The 18,923-nt window shown below is 66.9% G+C and carries 15 protein-coding genes and 1 pseudogene; 10 read left to right on the top strand and 6 right to left on the bottom strand.

Going from position 1 to position 18,923, the window contains the following annotated elements; translation table 11 throughout:
• Positions 1-113: 113 nt before the first annotated feature.
• Entirely contained in the window at positions 114-1,532 is a 1,419-nt protein-coding gene (gene thrC, locus IE92_RS0115350) for a threonine synthase (protein ID WP_030149386.1), read from the bottom strand.
• Between the two features lie 122 nt (positions 1,533-1,654).
• Complete coding sequence (locus IE92_RS0115345; RefSeq protein WP_051702035.1) at positions 1,655-2,929, bottom strand: MFS transporter; 1,275 nt, start codon at positions 2,927-2,929, stop codon at positions 1,655-1,657.
• 155 nt (positions 2,930-3,084) lie between these two features.
• Between IE92_RS0115345 and IE92_RS0115340 the strand changes: the two genes are divergently transcribed.
• The 4 genes and pseudogenes from IE92_RS0115340 (at position 3,085) to IE92_RS0115325 (ending at position 7,515) form a co-directional block, all read left to right on the top strand.
• The gene (locus IE92_RS0115340) at positions 3,085-3,729 is read left to right on the top strand and encodes a TetR/AcrR family transcriptional regulator (protein ID WP_245601321.1); all 645 of its coding nucleotides are present in this window, start codon (positions 3,085-3,087) and stop codon (positions 3,727-3,729) included.
• A complete protein-coding gene (locus IE92_RS0115335) occupies positions 3,726-4,757 on the top strand; it encodes an LLM class flavin-dependent oxidoreductase (protein ID WP_030149383.1) in 1,032 nt (343 codons plus the stop codon). The genes IE92_RS0115340 and IE92_RS0115335 overlap by 4 nt, the downstream gene beginning before the upstream one ends.
• Before the next feature lie 7 nt (positions 4,758-4,764).
• Positions 4,765-5,466: pseudogene (locus IE92_RS0115330) on the top strand (dihydrolipoamide acetyltransferase family protein); the annotation flags it as partial.
• Positions 5,467-5,727: 261 nt separating this feature from the next.
• Entirely contained in the window at positions 5,728-7,515 is a 1,788-nt protein-coding gene (locus tag IE92_RS0115325) for a SpaA isopeptide-forming pilin-related protein (protein WP_030149381.1), read from the top strand.
• Between the two features lie 86 nt (positions 7,516-7,601).
• Here the strand turns inward: IE92_RS0115325 and IE92_RS0115320 are convergent, their stop codons facing one another.
• Positions 7,602-8,519, bottom strand: a complete 918-nt coding sequence (locus tag IE92_RS0115320; protein WP_051702034.1) for an amidase domain-containing protein — start codon at positions 8,517-8,519, stop codon at positions 7,602-7,604.
• Positions 8,520-8,771: 252 nt separating this feature from the next.
• Between IE92_RS0115320 and IE92_RS0115315 the strand changes: the two genes are divergently transcribed.
• The 4 genes from IE92_RS0115315 to IE92_RS0115300 all read left to right on the top strand — a co-directional run bounded on the left by IE92_RS0115315 (position 8,772) and on the right by IE92_RS0115300 (position 12,344).
• Positions 8,772-10,061, top strand: a complete 1,290-nt coding sequence (locus IE92_RS0115315; RefSeq protein WP_030149379.1) for an aminotransferase class V-fold PLP-dependent enzyme — start codon at positions 8,772-8,774, stop codon at positions 10,059-10,061.
• A gap of 46 nt (positions 10,062-10,107) precedes the next feature.
• A complete protein-coding gene (sufU, locus tag IE92_RS0115310) occupies positions 10,108-10,560 on the top strand; it encodes a Fe-S cluster assembly sulfur transfer protein SufU (protein WP_030149378.1) in 453 nt (150 codons plus the stop codon).
• Positions 10,561-10,723: 163 nt separating this feature from the next.
• The gene (locus IE92_RS0115305) at positions 10,724-11,161 is read left to right on the top strand and encodes a DoxX family protein (protein ID WP_043322355.1); all 438 of its coding nucleotides are present in this window, start codon (positions 10,724-10,726) and stop codon (positions 11,159-11,161) included.
• A 133-nt stretch (positions 11,162-11,294) separates the two neighbouring features.
• Positions 11,295-12,344: a Gfo/Idh/MocA family protein gene (locus tag IE92_RS0115300; RefSeq protein WP_051702033.1), complete on the top strand. Its 1,050-nt coding sequence runs from the start codon at positions 11,295-11,297 to the stop codon at positions 12,342-12,344.
• 4 nt (positions 12,345-12,348) lie between these two features.
• Here IE92_RS0115300 and IE92_RS0115295 read toward each other — a convergent pair whose 3' ends face one another.
• Genes IE92_RS0115295 through IE92_RS0115285 form a run of 3 tightly spaced genes read right to left on the bottom strand, consistent with a single transcriptional unit; the run spans position 12,349 to position 15,680 of the window.
• Positions 12,349-13,242 (bottom strand): carbohydrate ABC transporter permease, encoded by an 894-nt coding sequence (locus IE92_RS0115295; protein ID WP_081864191.1) that lies wholly within the window; start codon positions 13,240-13,242, stop codon positions 12,349-12,351.
• Complete coding sequence (locus IE92_RS0115290) at positions 13,235-14,356, bottom strand: carbohydrate ABC transporter permease (protein ID WP_245601320.1); 1,122 nt, start codon at positions 14,354-14,356, stop codon at positions 13,235-13,237. The genes IE92_RS0115295 and IE92_RS0115290 overlap by 8 nt, the downstream gene beginning before the upstream one ends.
• Positions 14,346-15,680, bottom strand: a complete 1,335-nt coding sequence (locus IE92_RS0115285) for an ABC transporter substrate-binding protein (RefSeq protein ID WP_051702032.1) — start codon at positions 15,678-15,680, stop codon at positions 14,346-14,348. Before IE92_RS0115285 ends, IE92_RS0115290 begins: the two co-directional genes overlap by 11 nt.
• A gap of 294 nt (positions 15,681-15,974) precedes the next feature.
• Between IE92_RS0115285 and IE92_RS0115280 the strand changes: the two genes are divergently transcribed.
• Together IE92_RS0115280 and IE92_RS0115275 are read left to right on the top strand one after the other, a co-directional pair.
• A complete protein-coding gene (locus IE92_RS0115280; protein ID WP_051702031.1) occupies positions 15,975-17,429 on the top strand; it encodes an LLM class flavin-dependent oxidoreductase in 1,455 nt (484 codons plus the stop codon).
• Complete coding sequence (locus IE92_RS0115275) at positions 17,426-18,682, top strand: acyl-CoA dehydrogenase family protein (RefSeq protein WP_030149371.1); 1,257 nt, start codon at positions 17,426-17,428, stop codon at positions 18,680-18,682. The genes IE92_RS0115280 and IE92_RS0115275 overlap by 4 nt, the downstream gene beginning before the upstream one ends.
• The last annotated feature ends 241 nt before the right edge of the window (positions 18,683-18,923 follow it).

Below are 18,923 nucleotides of genomic sequence, written 5' to 3'. Positions count from 1 at the left end.
CCGGACCCGGTGATGCACCCTCGGCCGATGCGCTCACGGGCACGCACCGCAGGCACGCACGCAGAATGGCCGAGCCCCGAAGGGCCCGGCCATCATGCGTGTGCGAACGTAATCTAGATGCGCTCGGCGATGTAGGTGCGCAGGAAGTCGGCGTCGAAGGGGATTTCCTCGACCCGCTGCGGGGCCTCCATCAGCGCCTTCGTCTCGGCCGACTGCTCGGGGGCGGAGCCCAGCGCCTCGGCCACGATCTCGGGGAACTTGCGCGGCTTGGCGGTCTCCAGCACAAGCATCGGGATGCCCTCCTCCACGTGCGGCAGCGCAACCTTCGCGCCGTCGGCGGTGTGCGGGTCCAGGGTGATGCCCGAAGACTGTGCAAACGAGCGGATGGTGTCGATCCGGTCGGCATGGGTCGAGGTGCCACTCACGAACCCGTACTCGGCCTCGAAGCGGGCCTGCTCGCCGCTGAGGTCGAAGAAGCCGTTGGCGGCGAGGTCCTTCCACGCGCCGGCGGTGCGCTCGGGGTCGCGACCGAAGAAGTCGAAGATGAAGCGCTCCAGGTTGGAGGCCTTGGAGACGTCCATCGAGGGGCTCGAGGTGGCCAGGGTTTCGGCCGAGGTGCGCGGGCGGTAGACGCCGGTGCGGAAGAAGTCGTCCAACACGTTGTTCTCGTTCGAGGCGAGCACCAGCTTGCGGATCGGCACACCGAGCAGCTTGGCGTAGTAGCCCGAGAGGATGTTGCCAAAGTTCCCCGAGGGCACCGCTACCGACACCTCGAAGCCCGCCCGCGTCTCGGCATCCACGGCGTCGGTGGCGCGCAGCCAGGCCCACACGTAGTAGACGATCTGGGCGGAAATCCGACCAAAGTTGATCGAGTTGACCGCGCCCAGGTGGTGGGTGCGCTTGAAGTCGAGGTCCTCGGAGAGGGTCTTGACCAGGTGCTGGCAGTCGTCAAAGACGCCGGCCACGGCGAGGTTGTGCACGTTGGCGTCCTGCAGCGAGTACATCTGGGCCCGCTGGAAGGCGCTCATCCGGCCCAGCGGGGAGAGCATGAAGATCGAGATGCGCTCGCGCCCGCGGAACGCGTATTCGGCGGCGGATCCGGTATCGCCCGAGGTGGCGCCGAGGATGTTCAGGCTGCTGCCGGTCTTGGCCAGCACATACTCCATGGCTTCGCCGAGGAACTGCATCGCCATGTCCTTGAAGGCCAGCGTCGGCCCCTCGGACAGGCCCACCAGCGTCATGCCGCGGCCCAGGTCGGTCAGCGGGACGATCTCGGCGGCCTCAAACTTATCGGCGGCATAGGCCGCGTGGGTCAGCCGGGACAGGTCTTCGCGGGGGATGTCGGTCGCGAACAGCCCGATCACCTCGGTGGCCAGGTCGGCATAGCCGAGGCCGCGCCAGCTCTCCAGCGTCTCGGGAGAAACGGTGGGCACGGTTTCGGGGACGGCGAGGCCGCCATCCGGGGCCAGGCCCTCAACCAGAACGTCGGAATACTGGCCAATGACGTGGCCGCGCGTCGAGATGTACTGCAATTCCGCGCCTTTCTCCTCGGGGATCATGAGAAATCCAGCCTACCGGGCGCGCCGGTGAGAAAAACACAGCATCCCGTGCACATTGGTGCGCACGGGATGCCGGTAGCGCGCATCTGCGGAGGTTAGATTCCTGCGCGGGGCGACACGTGCCTCACCCCGCCACCGGTGCGACGCAGATGCGCGCGGTGCAGCGCAACAACAACCAGGGTGAGCACAATATTGGTCGCGATCATCACCAAGAGGATGATCCTAAACGCTGCCGCATAGGCGGCGCCCTGCCCGGGAATGCCCGCCGAGGTTGCATCGGCGAGAGCATGGTCGCCCAGGTTGGCAAAAATCAGCGTCGTGACGATTGCCGCAAACGCGGCGATCACGACGGCTTCACTGCCAACCCTGACAAAGTTGAGGACACCGGCGGCCGCCCCCGATCGGTGCGGGGGCACCTGGGCGAGGGCTTCGCCGTCCACGAGTCCGATGGTCATACCGAATGCAGCCCCGATCAGGAACATGCCGGGAACTGCCCACCAGATTGCCACCTCGGGCGAGATCACCAGCAGCGCCGCATCGCCCACAAGCATCGCGATCAGGGCCACATAGATGATCCCCATCGGGGTGACCGCCGCGAAACGGTGGATGAGGCGAGATACCGCCAGCGGCGCCACCACGATGGGCACCATCATAAACAGCATGAACAGACCGGCCGAGGGTGCCGAGAGATCATAGATCGCCCCGAAAGCCACGGGCAGGTAGGTGCCGAGGGTAATCGCGCCAATCGCCGTCGCCACCGGAACGAGCGCGAGCGCCAGGAAGTGCGGGTTACGCAGCACGTCGAAGTCGATGATTTTTCGGCTGGGTTCGGGGGCATGGGAGATCCGCGGCAGGGCGCGACTGAATACGATCGCCAGCACCGTCACGATCCCGAACACGATAAAGACCCCGCGCCAGCCGAGCCAGCCGGTGAGAACCCCGGCGATCACCGGGCCTATTGCCGAACCGATGCCGATGACCGTGCCAAAGATCGCAAAGTTGCGCGCGCGGGCGGGCCCCTCCCAGGCATTCGACATCAGCGACGCCGACCCGGTGAACACGGCGGCACCACCGATGCCCGAGAGGATCCGGCCGATATCAAGAACCACGAGGTCCGGGGCCAGCGTGCTCACCAGGGAGCCCAGGGTGAAAAAGGCCAGGCCGATGATGACGGTGGCGCGATATCCCAGCCGATCCGAGAGCACACCCCACACCAGGGTGAAGATCGCGAAGGAGGCGTTGAAGCCGTTCACCACCGATTGCAGCAGGAACGGGGAGGCCCCGAGATCACGGGCGATGGTGGGCAGCAGCACCCCCATGCCCGAGATGGCCAGCGGGACCACAAAGACCGCGAGCACGATCACCGGCATGGCCATTTTGGAGGGGGGTGTGTGGATGCTTCCTGTCACAGGAGGTCCTTTCATTGGGGAGGGTGGACACGGTGTGGACAGCCGACTCGGCGAGGTTCGAATCGTCGGGTGGATGAATTCTGTAATGCCCGCTATTGTTATAGCAGATTAATATAGTGACCACTACAGATTGGATTAGCATGACTCGTGGACGCACCCGTGCCTTTGACCTCGAGCAGGCCCTCGACCGCGCGGTCGACGTGTTCTGGCGACGCGGATACGAGGCAACCTCAATCGCCGAGCTCACCGAGGCCATGGGCATTAATCCCCCGAGCCTGTATGCGGCATTCGGAAATAAGCGCGCGCTCTTCGACCGAGTGGTGGAACGATACATGCGCTTCTCGGCCGCCAATCTCCAGGCCGCGGCGGCCCAGCCCACGGGACGGGCGGCGGCTCGGCAGATGCTGACAAGCGTGGTCTTCAGCGCCACCGACGAAGACCAGCCCACCGGATGCCTGCTGGTCCAGGGCGCGTTGACCGGCTCCGCCGACAGTATCGACGTGCAGGACGAACTGGCACGCCGTCGTGAGGAAGTCCGCCACGGAATGCAGCTTCGATTTGAGCAGGCACTCGACGATGGCGACTTCCCTCCGGGCACCGATCCGGCCAAACTCGCCCGCTACTACCTCACCGTGGCGACGGGGCTGACGGTCCAGGCCGCCAGCGGCATTGCCCGTGACGACCTGCTCGAGACCGTGGAGTTCGCGATGGCGGCCTTCCCCGACGCCACCACTACCGCGCCGGCCGAGGTGACCAGATGAGCGCGCGCCGGCTCGGATTTCTCTCGTTTGGTCACCACCAGAATGCCCGGGGTGCCTCCGCTCGGACGGCGGGTGAGGCGCTGACCCAGGGCATCGAGATCGCCGAGGGTGCGGAGGCACTCGGGCTCGACGGCGCCTGGAGCCGGGTGCACCACCTGCAGCGTCAGTTCTCCAGTCCGTGGAGCCTGCTCGCGGCCATCGCCGCACGCACGTCCCGGATCGAAATCGGCACCGCCGTCATCGACATGCGCTACGAAAACCCGCTGCTGATGGCCGAGCTGGCGGCCTCCGCGGATCTGATCGGGGGAGCCCGCCTCCAGCTCGGCCTCAGCCGCGGGTCACAGGAACCGGCGCTGCGTGGATACGAGCGCTTCGGTTTCCACCCGCGGGCGGGCCAGAGCGCCGCCGACATGGCTCGGGAGCACACGGAGACGTTCCGCGCAGCCATCGCCGGGGACCCCGTGGCCCACACCGACCCAGCCGAGACCGGCCGAAGCGCGCCGCTCTCGATCGAGCCGCACTCGCCCACGCTGGGTGAGCGAATCTGGTGGGGTTCGGCTACCCGGCAGAGTGCACAGTGGACCGGGGAACAGAACCTCAATCTCCTCAGCAGCACCCTGCTCTCCGAGGACACCGGGATTCCCTTCACCGAGCTTCAGGCCGAGCAGATCCGTACCTTCCACGCGGCGCGGATCGCCGCCGGTCACCCGGGAGCCCGGCGGGTAGCCGTGGTGCGCAGCATCCTCCCGATCCTCTCGCAGCGCGATGCCGACCTCTACGGGGGTGCCGCGGATTCATCCCGAGAGCAGGTCGGGGTTCTCGGCGGCGCGGTATCGCGTTTCGGGAAGAGCTATATCGGGGAACCGGATCGGATCATCGATGAACTCCTGCGAGATGAGGCCGTAATGAGCGCCGATACCCTGCTGGTGGCAATCCCCAACATCCTCGGCCCCGAGCACAATCTGCGCCTGCTCGAGGGTGTTCGTGACCATATCGCCCCGGCGATTGGTTGGACCCCGAGTGTCTGAGCGCACGGCAGCCACCGAGAGCATCCCGGTCAGGGGTGTGCGCAAGGCCACGGCCCAGGCGATGACCACGTCCGCGTTCACCATTCCGCAGGTGTCGGTCTGGACCGAGGTGGATGCCACCCGCACGATGGAATACGTCGCGCGGCTCCGGGCCGCACCCGACTATGCCGAGGTCCGAGTCACCCCGCTGCTCGTGATCGCCCGGGCGGTGCTCTGGGCGCTACAGCGCACGCCGCTGATCAACGCGGCCTGGCGAGAGGGCCCCGATGGCGCAACGATCGAGGTCCCCGCGGGTGTCAACCTCGGTATCGCTGCGGCCACCCCCCGGGGGTTACTCGTTCCCAATATCAAGGACGCTCAGAACCTGTCCCTGCACGGACTGGCCGAAGCACTGGGCACGCTCACCACGGTTGCACGCTCGGGGCGGACAACGCCGGCCGACCAGCGTGGCGGAACGATCACGATCACCAACATCGGCGTCTTCGGCGTGGACGGCGCGACCCCGATGATCAATCCCGGCGAAACCGGGATCATCGCGGTGGGGACAATCCGGCAGAAACCGTGGGTGGTGGACGGAGAGATCACGCCCCGTTGGGTCACCACGATTGCCGGAACCTTTGATCACCGGGTGGTGGATGGCGACGCCATGAGCCGATTCCTGGCGGATATCGCCGCGGTGATCGAGGATCCCGCCGTGCTGCTGGCCTAGGCTCGCCGGCCGGCACACCCGTGCGGGAGGGGCCGGCCGCGAGGTCCCACCGCGGCCGGGTCCGTTTCCCGGCATGTGCGCTCGGTATTGCAGGTTAACCATTCGGTCGAAGTACAGTTGTTATTTATTGTCGGCGGAGAATCGGGGAACTTCTCGCCGCGCATCTCCTTCAATTTGGTCCAGATAAGCATCAATGGAGCCAGATTGGAGGAGATTTTTTTGTTTTCCCCCTGGTCTCCCTCACCGGAGAAAGGGCTTTTCATGAATCTCAAGAATCCCGCGACGCCATCGCGACGAGTATCGAGTGCGGCGCTCGCGATTCTGATCGCCATCGGCGGCATGCTGGGACTCGCCAGTCCGGCGACAGCGGCACCACTGGTCACCTATCCCGACGCAATCTCAAACATCCACCTGGCAAAAGCCGATGGGAGTACGGGTCCGCTGAACCAGTGGGAGACGGTGAAAATCACCGCCGACTGGAGTGTCCCCGACGGGGCGAAGCCGGGAGAAACATTCGGCATGACCCTGCCCGAGGAGTTCTCGCGGGCGGGAACCCCCACGTTCGACATCACCGATCCCGACACGGGCGCGGTCATGGCAACCTGCGCCATCGCGGATGGCAACGCACCCGAGGTGGTGTGCACGCTGAGCGAAACGGTCGCCGGTAAGGAGAATATTGGCGGCTCCCTGTGGATGAGTGCCGAGGCCAGCCGATCCACCACCAACGAAACGGTGACGTTCGACATCAACAACAAGCTGGTCCTCGTGGATCTGCCCGGTGAGGGTGGAATCATCACCGAAGACCTCACCGAGCCGGTGGAACCCGTGAAGTACAGCAGCAAGACGGCCACCGATGGCCGATTCATGTGGAGTATCCGCGTTCCCGCGAGCTCCGTGCACAATGGTGGTTTCGCGATTACCGACAGGCTTGACCCCACTCAGGAATCGCACACCTACACCGGAGATATCGAACTCCTCCAGCGCCCCGTTGAAGACGGAAAGATGGTGGAGGACTGGAGTCCGGTCGATCCCGGAAAATTCACGGTGGACTGGGCTGGCGACATGAAGTCATTCAGTTTCGCGGTTTCCGGGCTGGAGCCGAGCGGGTTCATCTACATCCTGCAGTACTACACCCAGGCCGATGGTCTCGTGGTTGAGGGCGATACCTTCGGTAACTCGGCGACGGTGGATAACACCACCGTCACGGCTATCCACCGCGTTGATGCTGAGGGCGGCGGCACGGGAACCGCCGATCAGCACACCCGTTTCACCATCACCAAAAAACTCACCGGTGAGGCCGCGGCCCTCGCCGCTGATGCTACGTACACCGTGCGGTATTCGGTCTCCGGTTCGACTGCGAGCGCAAAAACCATGACCCTGCCGGTGGGAACCACCATCCGTTCGGATCGGGTCCCGCTGGGCTCAACCTTCAGGATCGAGGAGATCAACTTCCCCACGATTGCGGGGGTTACCTGGGGTGCCTGGACACTGAGTGGCGAGGGTGTATCCCGGAATATTGATGGCACCTACAGTGTGGCACCCGGTGCCGCGACCGAGGTGAGCCTGACACTCACAAACGATGCTCGGGTCCCCACCGGTCCCACCGGCTCGATCGCCTGGACAAAGGTTAACCCCGACGGTGATCTACTCGCCGGGTCCGAATGGGAACTTATCGGACCGGACGGTACGGCACTCAGCGTGACCGATAACGGCACCGCCGATGCAAATCCGAAGACGGGCACCTTCCTAGTGGAGCACCTGGTTTATGGCACGTACACGCTCACCGAGAAGAAGGCCCCCGCAGGATATGTCCTGCTGAGCGAGCCGCTCAGCATTGTCGTCGATGCCGAGCACACGGCGGCAACGTTTGGTGCGATACACAATCTCCCCATCGTTCCCGTTCCCTCCGATCCGGAGGAGCCTGGACCCCCGGCCCTCGCACACACGGGATTTGATGCAGCCGGTGGCCTCGGGCTCGCCGCCATCCTCGCGGTGGTCGGGTCGATCGTCCTGATTGCACGACGCCGCACGCTCACCCGGGAGCGCTAACACCGATGGGCGGGTCCGCGGCGTGTTGACACACACGCCGCGGACCCGCCCAGTTCGGCTGCAGCTAGCGACCAGGTAGGCGAAGATTACGCCTTAGCGTCGGGGATCGAGTAGAACCAGGCCTGCATCTCCTGGCCGGGCTTGTTGGCGGCGTTCTTGTCCTTGATCAGCTGGTCCAGGTCGCGGTAGTCGCCGTCGAGGTTGTGCGACACAAACGCGACCTCGGTGTGGCCGTTCACCTTCTTGACGCTGGACACGGTCATCACGTGGTCGGGGCGGCCCTCGCCGGTCCACAGGAACACGCCGATGTCGCCGACCTTGAGCTTGTCGCGGTCGGCGAGGGTCAGCTTGGTGAGGCCCAGGGTTGAGGCGTCGTTGGTGAGCCACTTGTCCATGGTGGGCACGAAGCGCCAGGACTCGGTCGAGGAGGCCACGTTCACGCCGGGGCTGTTCCACTGCGGGTTCTGCTTCCAGCCGCGGGCGATCAGGCCCTGGCTGGTGAAGTTGGCGCAGTCGCCACCGCCGGCGTTCATGTCGCCCCACTGCGCGGTGTTGTAGTTGTTCCAGTGCTTGAAGAGATAGGCCATCTGACGGTCCACGTCGGTCTTCACGTCGTAGCTGTACTCGGCGCTACCCGCGGCAGCGGTCTGACCCACCAGGGCGGTGACCGGAACCTTGCCCACCACGTAGTTGAACGAGGAGGGCACGGTGACCTCGATGGTGGTGTCGTTTTTGACGGTGATGTCGCCGGCGTCCACGGTACCGAAGTGCACGTTGGTGACGCCCTTGAGGTGTTCACCGGTCAGGGTCAGGGTGGTGCCACCGGAGAGGCCGCCCTCGGTGCTGGAGAGCTTGGTCAGCGCGGGCTTACCGGTGCCGGCATCGGCGCTGGTGTTGCTGCTGGGGGCGGCAGAACCACCGGTGGACGGTTCCGATGCGGCGCACCCGGCGAGGGTGGCGGCGAGCAGGCCGCTCAGGACGAGGGCGGGGAGACGAGTGCGCACGGGGACCTTCCAAAACACAAATACAGACAATATGTCGAGACCTCATCCTAAGCGCGCGTGCCTGGGAAATCGGCACAAAAATCGGCGGGCCGGGATCGAAGGTTACGACGCGAGGATCCCGCCGGGTAGCCCGGGCGGCGCACACGCGAGAGAATGGGGGCGTGGGGAATTCCGTTTCCCCGTGTGCTGTTGCTCCTTCACAGCACACCCCGTACGACAAGTGCCCATTTTGGGCAGAGGAAGCCGTCTCCTATGACCCTGAACCATCCGATCGACGATGCCGAGGCCGCCCGCCTCGCTGCCGACTTCCCGGCCCTGGATCAGGAGGTGAACGGTCACCGCCTGGCGTATCTGGACTCCGGCGCGACCTCGCAAAAACCCACCGCCGTGCTCGATGCCGAGCGCGACTTCTACGAGCACCACAACGCCGCCGTCCACCGCGGTGCCCACACCCTGGCCGCCCTGGCGACCGAGCGGTTCGAGAATGCGCGGGCCAAGGTTGCCGGGTTTATCGGGGCCGATGTCGACGAGGTGGTGTGGACCAGCGGTGCCACCGAGGCGCTGAACCTGATCGCCTACGGCATCTCCAACGCCAGCGCGGGCCTCGGCGGCGAGGAAGCGAAGCGCTTCGCGATCGGGGCCGGAGACGTGATCGTCACCACCGAGGGTGAGCACCACGCCAACCTCATCCCCTGGCAGGAGCTGGCCGCCCGCACCGGCGCGACCCTGCGGGTGATCCCGATCCTGGACGATGCCACCCTCGACATGGAGTCTGCCGCCGCGCTGATCACCCCCGAGGTGAAGCTGGTCGCGTTCACCCATGTGTCCAACGTTTCTGCGGTGATCAACCCGGTTTCCGAGCTGGTCGCCCTGGCCCGTGCCGCGGACGCCCTGGTGGTGCTGGATGCCTGCCAGTCGGTTCCGCACATGGGGGTGAACGTCCGCGAGCTGGACGTGGACTTTGCCGCGTTCTCGGGCCACAAGATGCTCGGTCCCACCGGCATCGGTGTGCTCTATGGCCGCTCCGAACTGCTGAACGCCCTGCCGCCGTTCCTCACCGGCGGCTCGATGATCACCACCGTGACCCTGGAAAAGGCCGAGTATCTGCCAGCCCCGCAGCGCTTTGAGGCGGGAACCCAGCAGGTCGCGCAGGCGATCGGGCTGGCCGCCGCGATCGACTATCTGGATGCCGTGGGACTGGACCGGATCCACGAGCGCGAGGCCGAGCTGGGCGCACGCATGTATCGCGGGGCCGCGGCAATCCCGGGCATCCGGGTCCTCGGCCCGAGCGAGGCCGCGCTGCGTTCGGGCGTGGTCGCGCTGGATGTCGAGGGGGTGCACGCGCACGATGTCGGCCAGTATCTGGATGATCGCGGCATCGCGATCCGCGTGGGTCACCACTGCGCCCAGCCGCTGCACCGTCGTCTGGGCGTGACCGCCTCGACCCGGATCAGCCCCTACTTCTACAACACCACCGCCGAAATCGACGCGGTGATCGAGGCCCTGGGCGAGGTCCGTGCCTACTTCGGCCTCGCCGACTAATCCCGCCGTACTCCCCCACTCAGATTTAGAAACTGGAGCTGCCATCATGGGCTCACCCGAACTCGCCTCCCTCTACCAGCAGGTCATCCTGGAGGCATCCAAGCAGAAGCACGGCTTCGGCCTGCGCCCCGAGGATCACCCCAGCAACCACCAGCTGAACCCCACCTGTGGGGATGAGATCACCCTGCAGCTGGTCACCGACGCCTCGGGGGAAACCGTGGAGAAGCTCGCCTGGGAGGGCCAGGGCTGCTCGATTTCGATGGCCTCGGCCTCGCTGCTGACCGACCTAACCGCGGGTCTGCCGGTGGCCGAACTGCCCGAGCGGATCGGCCTGTTCCGCGAGCTGATGCAGTCCAAGGGCGCCGGGATCGAGGACGACGAACCCCTCGGGGACGCCGCCGCGCTCGAGGGTGTCTCGCGCTATATCGCCCGGGTGAAGTGCGCGATGCTCGCCTGGACCGCGCTCGAGGGCGCGATGATGGAGAGCGCCGCCAAGTAGGCGGAGCGTGCGCCCGGCGGTCCGCGGCGGCCGGGTGACAGATGCCTAACGCAGGTGGTTTCGACCTGGCAATGCCCTGGGAGGCGTGCGGCATTGCCCCCATCCGGGCCCGATCCCGGAAATAGTTGTAGCGACAATCTATTTCCGATCGAAGGAGCCCGCTTTGACCCCGTCGACCACCTCGTCCCTTGGCCTGGCACTGCTGCGCGTTGCGCTCGGTGTCGTCTTTTTCGCCCACGGCTGGCAGAAACTCACCGAATTCACCCTCGCCGGCACCACCGAAGCGTTCCGCGGCATGGGGGTACCGCTGCCCGAGCTGGTGGGTCCGGCCGTGGCGATCCTGGAGATCGTTGGAGGTGCCGCGCTGATCCTCGGCCTGGCAACCCGGATTGTCGCCGGACTCCTGGTGCTCGACATGCTCGGCGCCCTGTTCCTGGTGCACGCCTCGGCGGGCATTTTCGTGGACGCGGGCGGCTTTGAGCTGGTCCTCGCTCTCGCCGCCGGTGCCGCCGCCCTGGCTCTGACCGGCCCCGGCACCTTCTCGGCCGACCACCTGGTGCGCGGCCTGCGCCGCGGCCGCTCATCCGCCGCGACGGCCTAGTCGCACCCCCGCGTCGCCCTCGATGTCCACACGGGCATCGAGGGCGACTTTTTAAGACGGCACCCGAGTAGAGTGGTGGGGTTCGTCGCGGCCAGGCCGCCGCATTCCCCGCTTCACGTTTCGGAGACCAACGATGTCCTCTCCCCTTACCCGTCCGAACCCGATTCCGCGTCGCCCGCTGCGTTTGGGCGTCCTGGGTGCCGCACGGATCGCCTCTCGCTCGCTGATTCCGGCCGCACAGGCCGCCGGCGATGTGCTGGTCGCCGTGGCCGCCCGCGATCCCCAGCGTGCCCGCGACTATGCGGCCGAGCACGGATTCCTCCGCGCCGAAAATGACTATGCGGCACTGCTGCGCTCCCCGGACATTGAGGCCATCTACGTCCCGTTGGTGAACTCCGAGCACGCCGAATGGGCGGCCCGGGCCCTCGACGCGGGCAAGCACGTGCTGGTGGAGAAGCCGATCGCCGCCAACTCCGCCCAGCTGGAATCCCTCGCCGCGCGGGCGTCCGGATCGGGCCTGGTGCTGGCAGAGGCGTTCCACTACGCGATGCACCCGCTCTGGCTGCGCGTACACGAGGTGCTGGCCTCGGGCGAGCTGGGCCGGATTCAGAGTGTCACGATCCGCTCGGAGATCCCCGCCCCCGACGACGCCGACCCGCGCTGGAGCCTGGGCCTCGCCGGCGGCAGCGTCATGGATGTGGGCTGCTACGCGCTGCACGCCGCCGAAAACCTGGGTTCACACTTTGGTGGCTCTCCGCGCCTGATCGGTGCCACCGCGCTGGGCCGCCCCGAGGATGCCGAGGTGGATCGCTCGCTCACCGCCAACCTCGCCTTCCCCGACGGCACCCCGGTGCGCATCACCTCCTCGATGGATGCCGCGGACATGGAGTTCTCGCTGCGCATCGTCGGGCGCGCCGGAGTCCTGGAGGCCCCCGACTTTGTGCTGCCGCAGCTGGATGATCGCCTGCTGATCGGCCCGCTGGATGCCCCGCGCACCGAGCGCCTCGGCACCGTCGCCTCCTTCGACTATCAGCTGAGCGCCTTCCGGGCGGCCGTGCGCGGGCATGCGGCCTTCCCGGTGAGCGTCGCCGAATCCGTGCGCACCCTCGCCCTGATCGACGCCGCCTACCGAGCGGCCGGACTCGCCCCGCGCCCGGGCGAGCCCGTGGGCGCGCGGGTCTAACCCGCTACTTCACCGCGCCCGAGGTCAGCCCGGCCACCAGGCCGCGCTGCAGGAAAACCGCGGCGGCAAAGACCGGCGCGACCCCGACCAGCGAGGCGGCGGCGAGCTGCCCGAAGTCCTGCACCTTATCGCCGAGTAGCAGCGAGAGGATCACCGGAACCGTCTGCGAGTCCGGCCCCTGGGTGAGGAACAACGCCAGCAGGAACTCGTTGTAGTTGAGCACCGCGACCACCACTCCCACGGCGATCAGAGCCGGGGTCAGCAGCGGCAGAACGACACGGAACAGGATGCGCAGCGTGCCCGCACCATCGAGCGCCGCCGCCTCCTCGATCTCCAGCGGAACCTTCTTCAAAAACCCCTGCAACAGGAACACCGCCAGGCCCGTATTGGCCAGCGCGTAGACGACCGCCAGCCCCACCAGCGTGTTGTTGAGTCCGAGGATGCGCAGCAGCGTGAACAGCGGAATCACCGCGACGATCGGCGGCAGCAGCCAGGGTGCCAGGATGCTCGCGGTCAGGGTCTTTCCGCCGGTCTGGTGGCGCACCATCGCCCAGGCCGCCGGCAGCGCGAACGTCAGGGTAATCAACGCCCCAAAGCCCGCGGCGATCACCGAGTTGAGGATCGCCCGCGGCAGCCCCGAGGTGGTCAGCGCGGCCTCCCAGTTGCCCCACGCCGGGGCCGAGGGCAGCAGGTGTCCGGCGGCCACATCCGCGCGCCCCATGAACGAGAGCGAGAGCAGATACAGCAGCGGGATCAGGGTCAGCGCGAGACTGATCCCCAGCACGGTGGCCGCAACCGGGAAGCGGCGGCCGGAGGTCCGGCGGCCTGCTGTCCGACGGCGCGCGGGGGTGCCCGCGGGAGCGGTATCGGGCCCGCGGGTGAGTGTCGCGCTAGTCATTGCCAAACCTCCGGGAAATCAGGATGATCGGGGTCGTGATCACGGTGATGACCACGGCCAGGATCAGCGTCAGGGCGGCCGCCTGGCCCACATCCGAGTGCTGCAGGGCCGCCTGGTAGATCTGATAGGCGGGCATCGTGGTGGCCTGGCCGGGCCCACCCGAGGTCATCACATAGATCAGGTCAAAGACCTTGAAGGCCAGCACCAGGCGCACCAGGAACGCGGCGGCGATGGTTGCGGCGATCGCCGGCAGGGTAATCTCCCGGAACAGTCGCCAGCCGTGCGCCCCATCGAGGGCCGCGGCCTCGGACACCTCGGGATCCCGACCGAGCAGCGCGGCGAAAACCAGCAACGCGATCAGCGGCGTCCACTCCCAGATGTCCGCGATGCCCACCCCGGCGAGCGCCAGGTCGGGATTGGCGAGGATCGAGAGTGGTTCGCCCCGGTAGCCGAAGGTGCGCAGCAGCGTATCGATCAGGCCGCCCGAGGGACTAAAGATCAGCTTCCAGAGGATTCCCACCACCACCGGCGGGGTGATCAGCGGCAGGAGCAGCAGGGTACGCACCAGCGATCCCGCACGCACGGCCCCGGCGAGCGCCAGGGCCACGATCACCCCAAACACCACGCTCAGCACCGCGACGGCCAGTGCGTAGCCGACCGAGCGGATCAGCGAGCCAATCACATCGTCGTTGGTCAGCGCCGAGGTCACGTTATCGCCACCAACAAACTCCTGGAACGGACGCCCGAGCGAGGAGCGGCTGAAGGCCGCGAGCAGGATAAACACCAGCGGGAACGCGCCCAGCACGATGACCGCGAGGCCGGCGGGGGCCACCAAGCCCGCCCGCACCAGGCGGGTACGCGGTCCCTCGCCGGGCAGGCGCGGGCGCCGGCCACGGGCGGGTCGACGCTCAGGTCGACCCGAGCGACGCAGGTCGGCGATCCGGGCAGCGGCACCCCGGGGACCGCCGGTCACGGAACCGGCGACTCCGGTGGCCTGCACCGTGGCCTTCCCGGCGCGGGCGGACTCCGTGTTGGAGTCCGCATCAGCAACGGCGGAAGCCGCCGACCCGGCTTCGGGGTCGACGGCGTCCAGCGTGGGGGTGTTATTTCCCAAGGAGGGACTCCCACTTGGTCTGCACCCGGTCGAGGGTTTCCTTGGCGGTGCCCCCGGTGCCGGCGAGCAGCTTGGCCAGCTCATCGGTCAGGGTCTGCGCGAGCTCGGTAGCCTTGGGGCCGGTGGGCCAGGCGAGGGCACCGTCGAGGGTTGCGCGGTTGACGCGCTGGATCTCCGGGTATTTCTCGCCATAGGTGGCATCCTCGAGCGAGGACTTGCGGTTGGGGTCGATCCCGGTGGTGGGGATCGCGGTCAGCAGCGCGGCGTTGACCTTCTCCGAGGAGGCCCAGATGATGAAGTCCTCGGCGAGCTTGGTCTTCTTGGTGTTGGCGGCCACGACCCAGCTGAAGCCGGCCACCAGCGAGGCGCGCGACTTCTCGCCGGCCTTCTCGGTGGGCAGGAAGGTGACGCCCCACTTATCGGCGATCGCCGGGGTGTTCTGGGAGTTCACGCCGGTGTCGGTCCAGTTCTCGATGAAGCCCACCTTGCCCGAGTACCAGGCGTTGTTGCCGGCGCCGAAGTCGGTTTCGGCCGGGGTCGGCAGGGCGAAGTTGTTGACATCCACCAGGGCCTGGGCGGCCTTCACGGCCTCGGGCGAGTTGATCGCGGGCTTGCCGTTCTTGTCCAGGAACTCCCCACCGAAGCCGGCGAGGCGGTTGGCGAAGCTGGCACCGAGGATCAGCGGCGACTTCTGACCGAAGACCGCGGCTCCGTAGGTGCCCGACTTACCCTCGTTGGCGGTGATGGTCTTCACGTCTTCGAGATACTCGTCCCAGGTGGCGGGCGGTTCGGTGATGTTGTTCCGGGCCAGGATGTCCTTGTTGTAGAAGAGCACGTGGGTGTCGCCATCAAAGGGCAGACCGTAGCGCTTGCCATCTACCAGGGAGTAGGGGTCGTAGATCGAGGGGATGAAGTCGTCGGGCTTAATCTCGGCGGCACGATCCTTGATCACGCCGGTGAGGTCCTTGATCGCCCCGTCCTGGGCGAGCGAGCCCAGCGAAACGTACCAGGGGGCGGCGGCGTCGATCGTGTTGGCACCCGACTGCTGGTCGAGGGCGAGCTTGGACCCGATCTCGTCATAGGGCACGATGACCGGGTTGATCTTGACCCCGGTCTCCTTCTCATACTCGGTCTTCAGCCACTCGGCCGCACCCTTATGCGAGGAGATCAGCAGGACCGTGAGTGACTTATCGCCGGCCTGCGAGTTATCGTCGGCGCTGGCACCGGCCGCGCACCCGCTCAGCGCGAGGGCGGCGACGCTCAGGCCGGCCACGAGACCGGTGACGCGGCCGAGGCGGCGGCGTGGGGTGGAGAAGAATGACATGGGGTTCCTTTGGGCGGGGATGGCGGGGATTCTGGCAACCCGATTCGGGGCCTCTGAGTTGCGTTGCGTCACGCTAGCATCGGCGCTCCCCGGGCCGCGCCCTCCCGCGTCATGATCCGACGCGTCCGGTAACACTGCGTTATGTAAGGCGCGCATGGCGCGTGAATTCGCGCGTGCGGGAACGCGTGAGCGCGCGCGAATGTCCCCGTGTTACGAAAGCCGGGCGCTCACCCCGGCCGCGCTGTTAGCGTTCCCCCACGGCAGTTTTTCTCCCCACCGATCAAAGGATCCACCGTGTCCAAGCGCATCATCCTCAACGCCTTCGATATGGGCTGCGTCACGCATCAGGCCCCGGGCCTGTGGCGGCACCCGGACAACCGGGCCGACACCTACAACACCCTGGAATACTGGACCAACCTCGCCCGGCTCCTGGAGCGCGGCAAGTTCGACTCAGTCTTCCTCGCCGACGTGCTGGGCGTCTACGACGTCTACCGCGACTCGGTTTCCCCCGCCCTGATCGACGCGGCGCAGGTGCCGATGATCAACCCGGTGCTGCCGATCACCGCGATGGCCGCGGTCACCACACACCTGGGTTTCGGCGTCACCGTGGCGCTCACCTATGAGCAGCCCTACAGCCTGGCCCGCACCTTCTCCTCGCTGGATCATCTGACCGGAGGCCGGATCGGCTGGAACGTGGTCACCAGCTACCTCAACTCCGCGGCGACCAACCTGGGCCTGGAAAAGCAGCTCAGCCACGATCAGCGCTATGAGCTGGCCGAGGAGTTCCTCGACGTGACCTACAAGCTGTGGGAGGGTTCCTGGGAGGATGGCGCGGTGGTGCGCGACCGCGAATCCGGCGTCTTCACCGACCCCACAAAGGTGCACCCGATCGATCACCGCGGCGAGCACTTTTCGGTGCCCGGCATCCACCTGGCCGAACCCTCCCCGCAGCGCAGCCCGGTGATCTTCCAGGCCGGCACCTCCAAGAGCGGGAAGTCCTTCTCCGCCCGGCATGCCGAGGCCGTGTTCCTCAACGGCGTGCGGCCCGAGATCACCCGCAAAAACGTCGACGATATCCGCGACCAGACCGAGGCCGCCGGCCGCGACCGCAACGAGGTCAAGATCATCGTGCTGGCCACGATCATCACCGCCGAAACCGACGAGCTGGCCCAGGCCAAATACGACGAGTACCGCTCGTACACCAGCGTCGAGGGTGCCCTGGCGCTCTACGGTGGCTGGTCGGGCCTCGACCTCTCGGGCTACGATCCCGACGTACCGCTGGAATACGTGGACACCGATGCCGCCCGCTCGGCCCTGGCGATCTTCACGATCACCGATCCCGAGCGCCGCTGGACCCCGCGCGACATCGCCGAATACCTGGGCATCGGCGGTATCGGTCCGGTGATCGTGGGCTCACCCACGACCGTGGCCGATGAGCTCGAGCGCTGGATCGAGGTGGCCGATGTGGACGGGTTCAACCTCGCCTATGCGGTCACCCCGGGCAGCTTCGAGGACATCGTGGACCTGATCGTCCCCGAGCTGCAAAAGCGTGGCCGGGTCTGGAACGAGTACCCCGAGGGCACCCTGCGCGAACGCCTCGGCGGCGCCGGTCCCCACCTCCCCAGCACCCACCCGGGTGCCGCCTACCGCGGGGCCTTCACCGGTGCCCGGTCCGCCGCCGATGGCGACGCCTCGCGGGTCATCCCGCATATCGATTCGATCCGCGACACCCCGAAGGACGCAGCATGACCACCATCGCCGAAGCAACTGGAACACCCGAAACCACAACCGCGGCCGCCGCGCTCTCGCCCTGGCACGGCGTCGCCGATGCCGCCGAGCGCGCCCACTGGGAGGCCGTGGCCGCCGAGGTTGGGGCCCGCCTGGGCACCGACGCCCTCGAACGCGACCGGGCCAACCTCGATCCCCACGCCGAGCTGAACCTGCTGCGCGAGGCGGGGCTGGTCAACCTGCTGCACCCGGCCGAGTTCGGTGGCGGCGGGGCACACTGGTCCACCGCGCTGCACGTGGTGCGGGTGCTGGCGCGCACCGATGCGTCGGTCGCCCAGGTGCTCGCCTACCACTACATCAACGCCTCGAACATCGTATTTTCCGCCGCCCCCGAGGCTCAGGAGGCCTGGTTCCGGGCGAGCATCGAGGGCAACTGGGTGTGGGGCGACTCGGTCAACCCGGTGGATCCGGCCCTCGAGGTGGTTCGCGAGGGCGACGGCTATCGCCTGAACGGGCTCAAGCGCTTCTCGACCGGCGCCAGCGTCGGCGATGTGGTCCTGCTCAACGCCCGGATCACCGAGGGTGAGGATTCCGACCGGTTCCTCTACGCGGTCCTGGATCACGACCGCGAGGGCGTGGAATACCTGGGCGACTGGAACGCGCTCGGCCAGCGGCTGTCCGCCAGCGGGTCGGTTCGCTTTAACAACGTCCGGGTCGAGGCAGCCGACGTTCTGGGGCTGGACTCCCCCGAACCCTTCGCCAGCCTGCTGACCCCGGGCATCCAGCTCGCGTTTGGCAACCTGTACCTGGGCATCGCCGAGGGGGCGCTGGCTCAGGGCACGCAGATCCTGCGCAACCGTCCCAACGCCTGGTTCCTCTCGGGGGCCGACACCTACCGTCACGACCCGTTTGTGCAGCGCACTGTGGGCGAGTTTGTGGCGCAGATCGAGGCGGCCGACGCTCTCGCCGAGCGTGTGGGGATCCACTTCGACCGGGCGGCCGATCGCGGCGGCGACCTCACCTGGGATGAGCGCGGCGAGCTGGCGATCGCCGTGGCCAAGCTCAAGGTGGTGACCGATGCCGTGGCCCTCGAGGTGACCCACCGAATCTTCGAGGTCACCGGGTCCTCCTCGGCCAACCAGCGCGTGGGACTCGACCTGCACTGGCGCAACGTGCGCACGCACTCGCTGCACGATCCGGTGGACTATAAGAAGCTTGAGGTGGGTGCACACCACATTAACGGTGAGTTCCAGCCGGTCTCGCTCTACACGTAGACCACCCGGCAACATCGGCCCTCGTCCTCGGGTTTTTCCCGAGGACGAGGGCTTTTTGCCGTGCCCAGCCGCGGAATTCGGGGAATTTGTCCCCCGGATGCGGGTTTCCACTCGGTACAGACCACATCAATACCACTCTTGCCAAGTTAGAAACCACAGGCTATTGTTGGGGCCAACGGTTCGGCCCCCAACCCGACCGTTCGATTTACGGCAGCACCGCCGTAACCGTCAGGAAGGATCC

This window comes from Mycetocola saprophilus, from assembly GCF_000718085.1.
Taxonomy (GTDB): domain Bacteria; phylum Actinomycetota; class Actinomycetes; order Actinomycetales; family Microbacteriaceae; genus Mycetocola; species Mycetocola saprophilus.
Note: the sequence above shows the minus strand (reverse complement) of the source record. Positions and strands in the feature narration are given on the sequence as shown.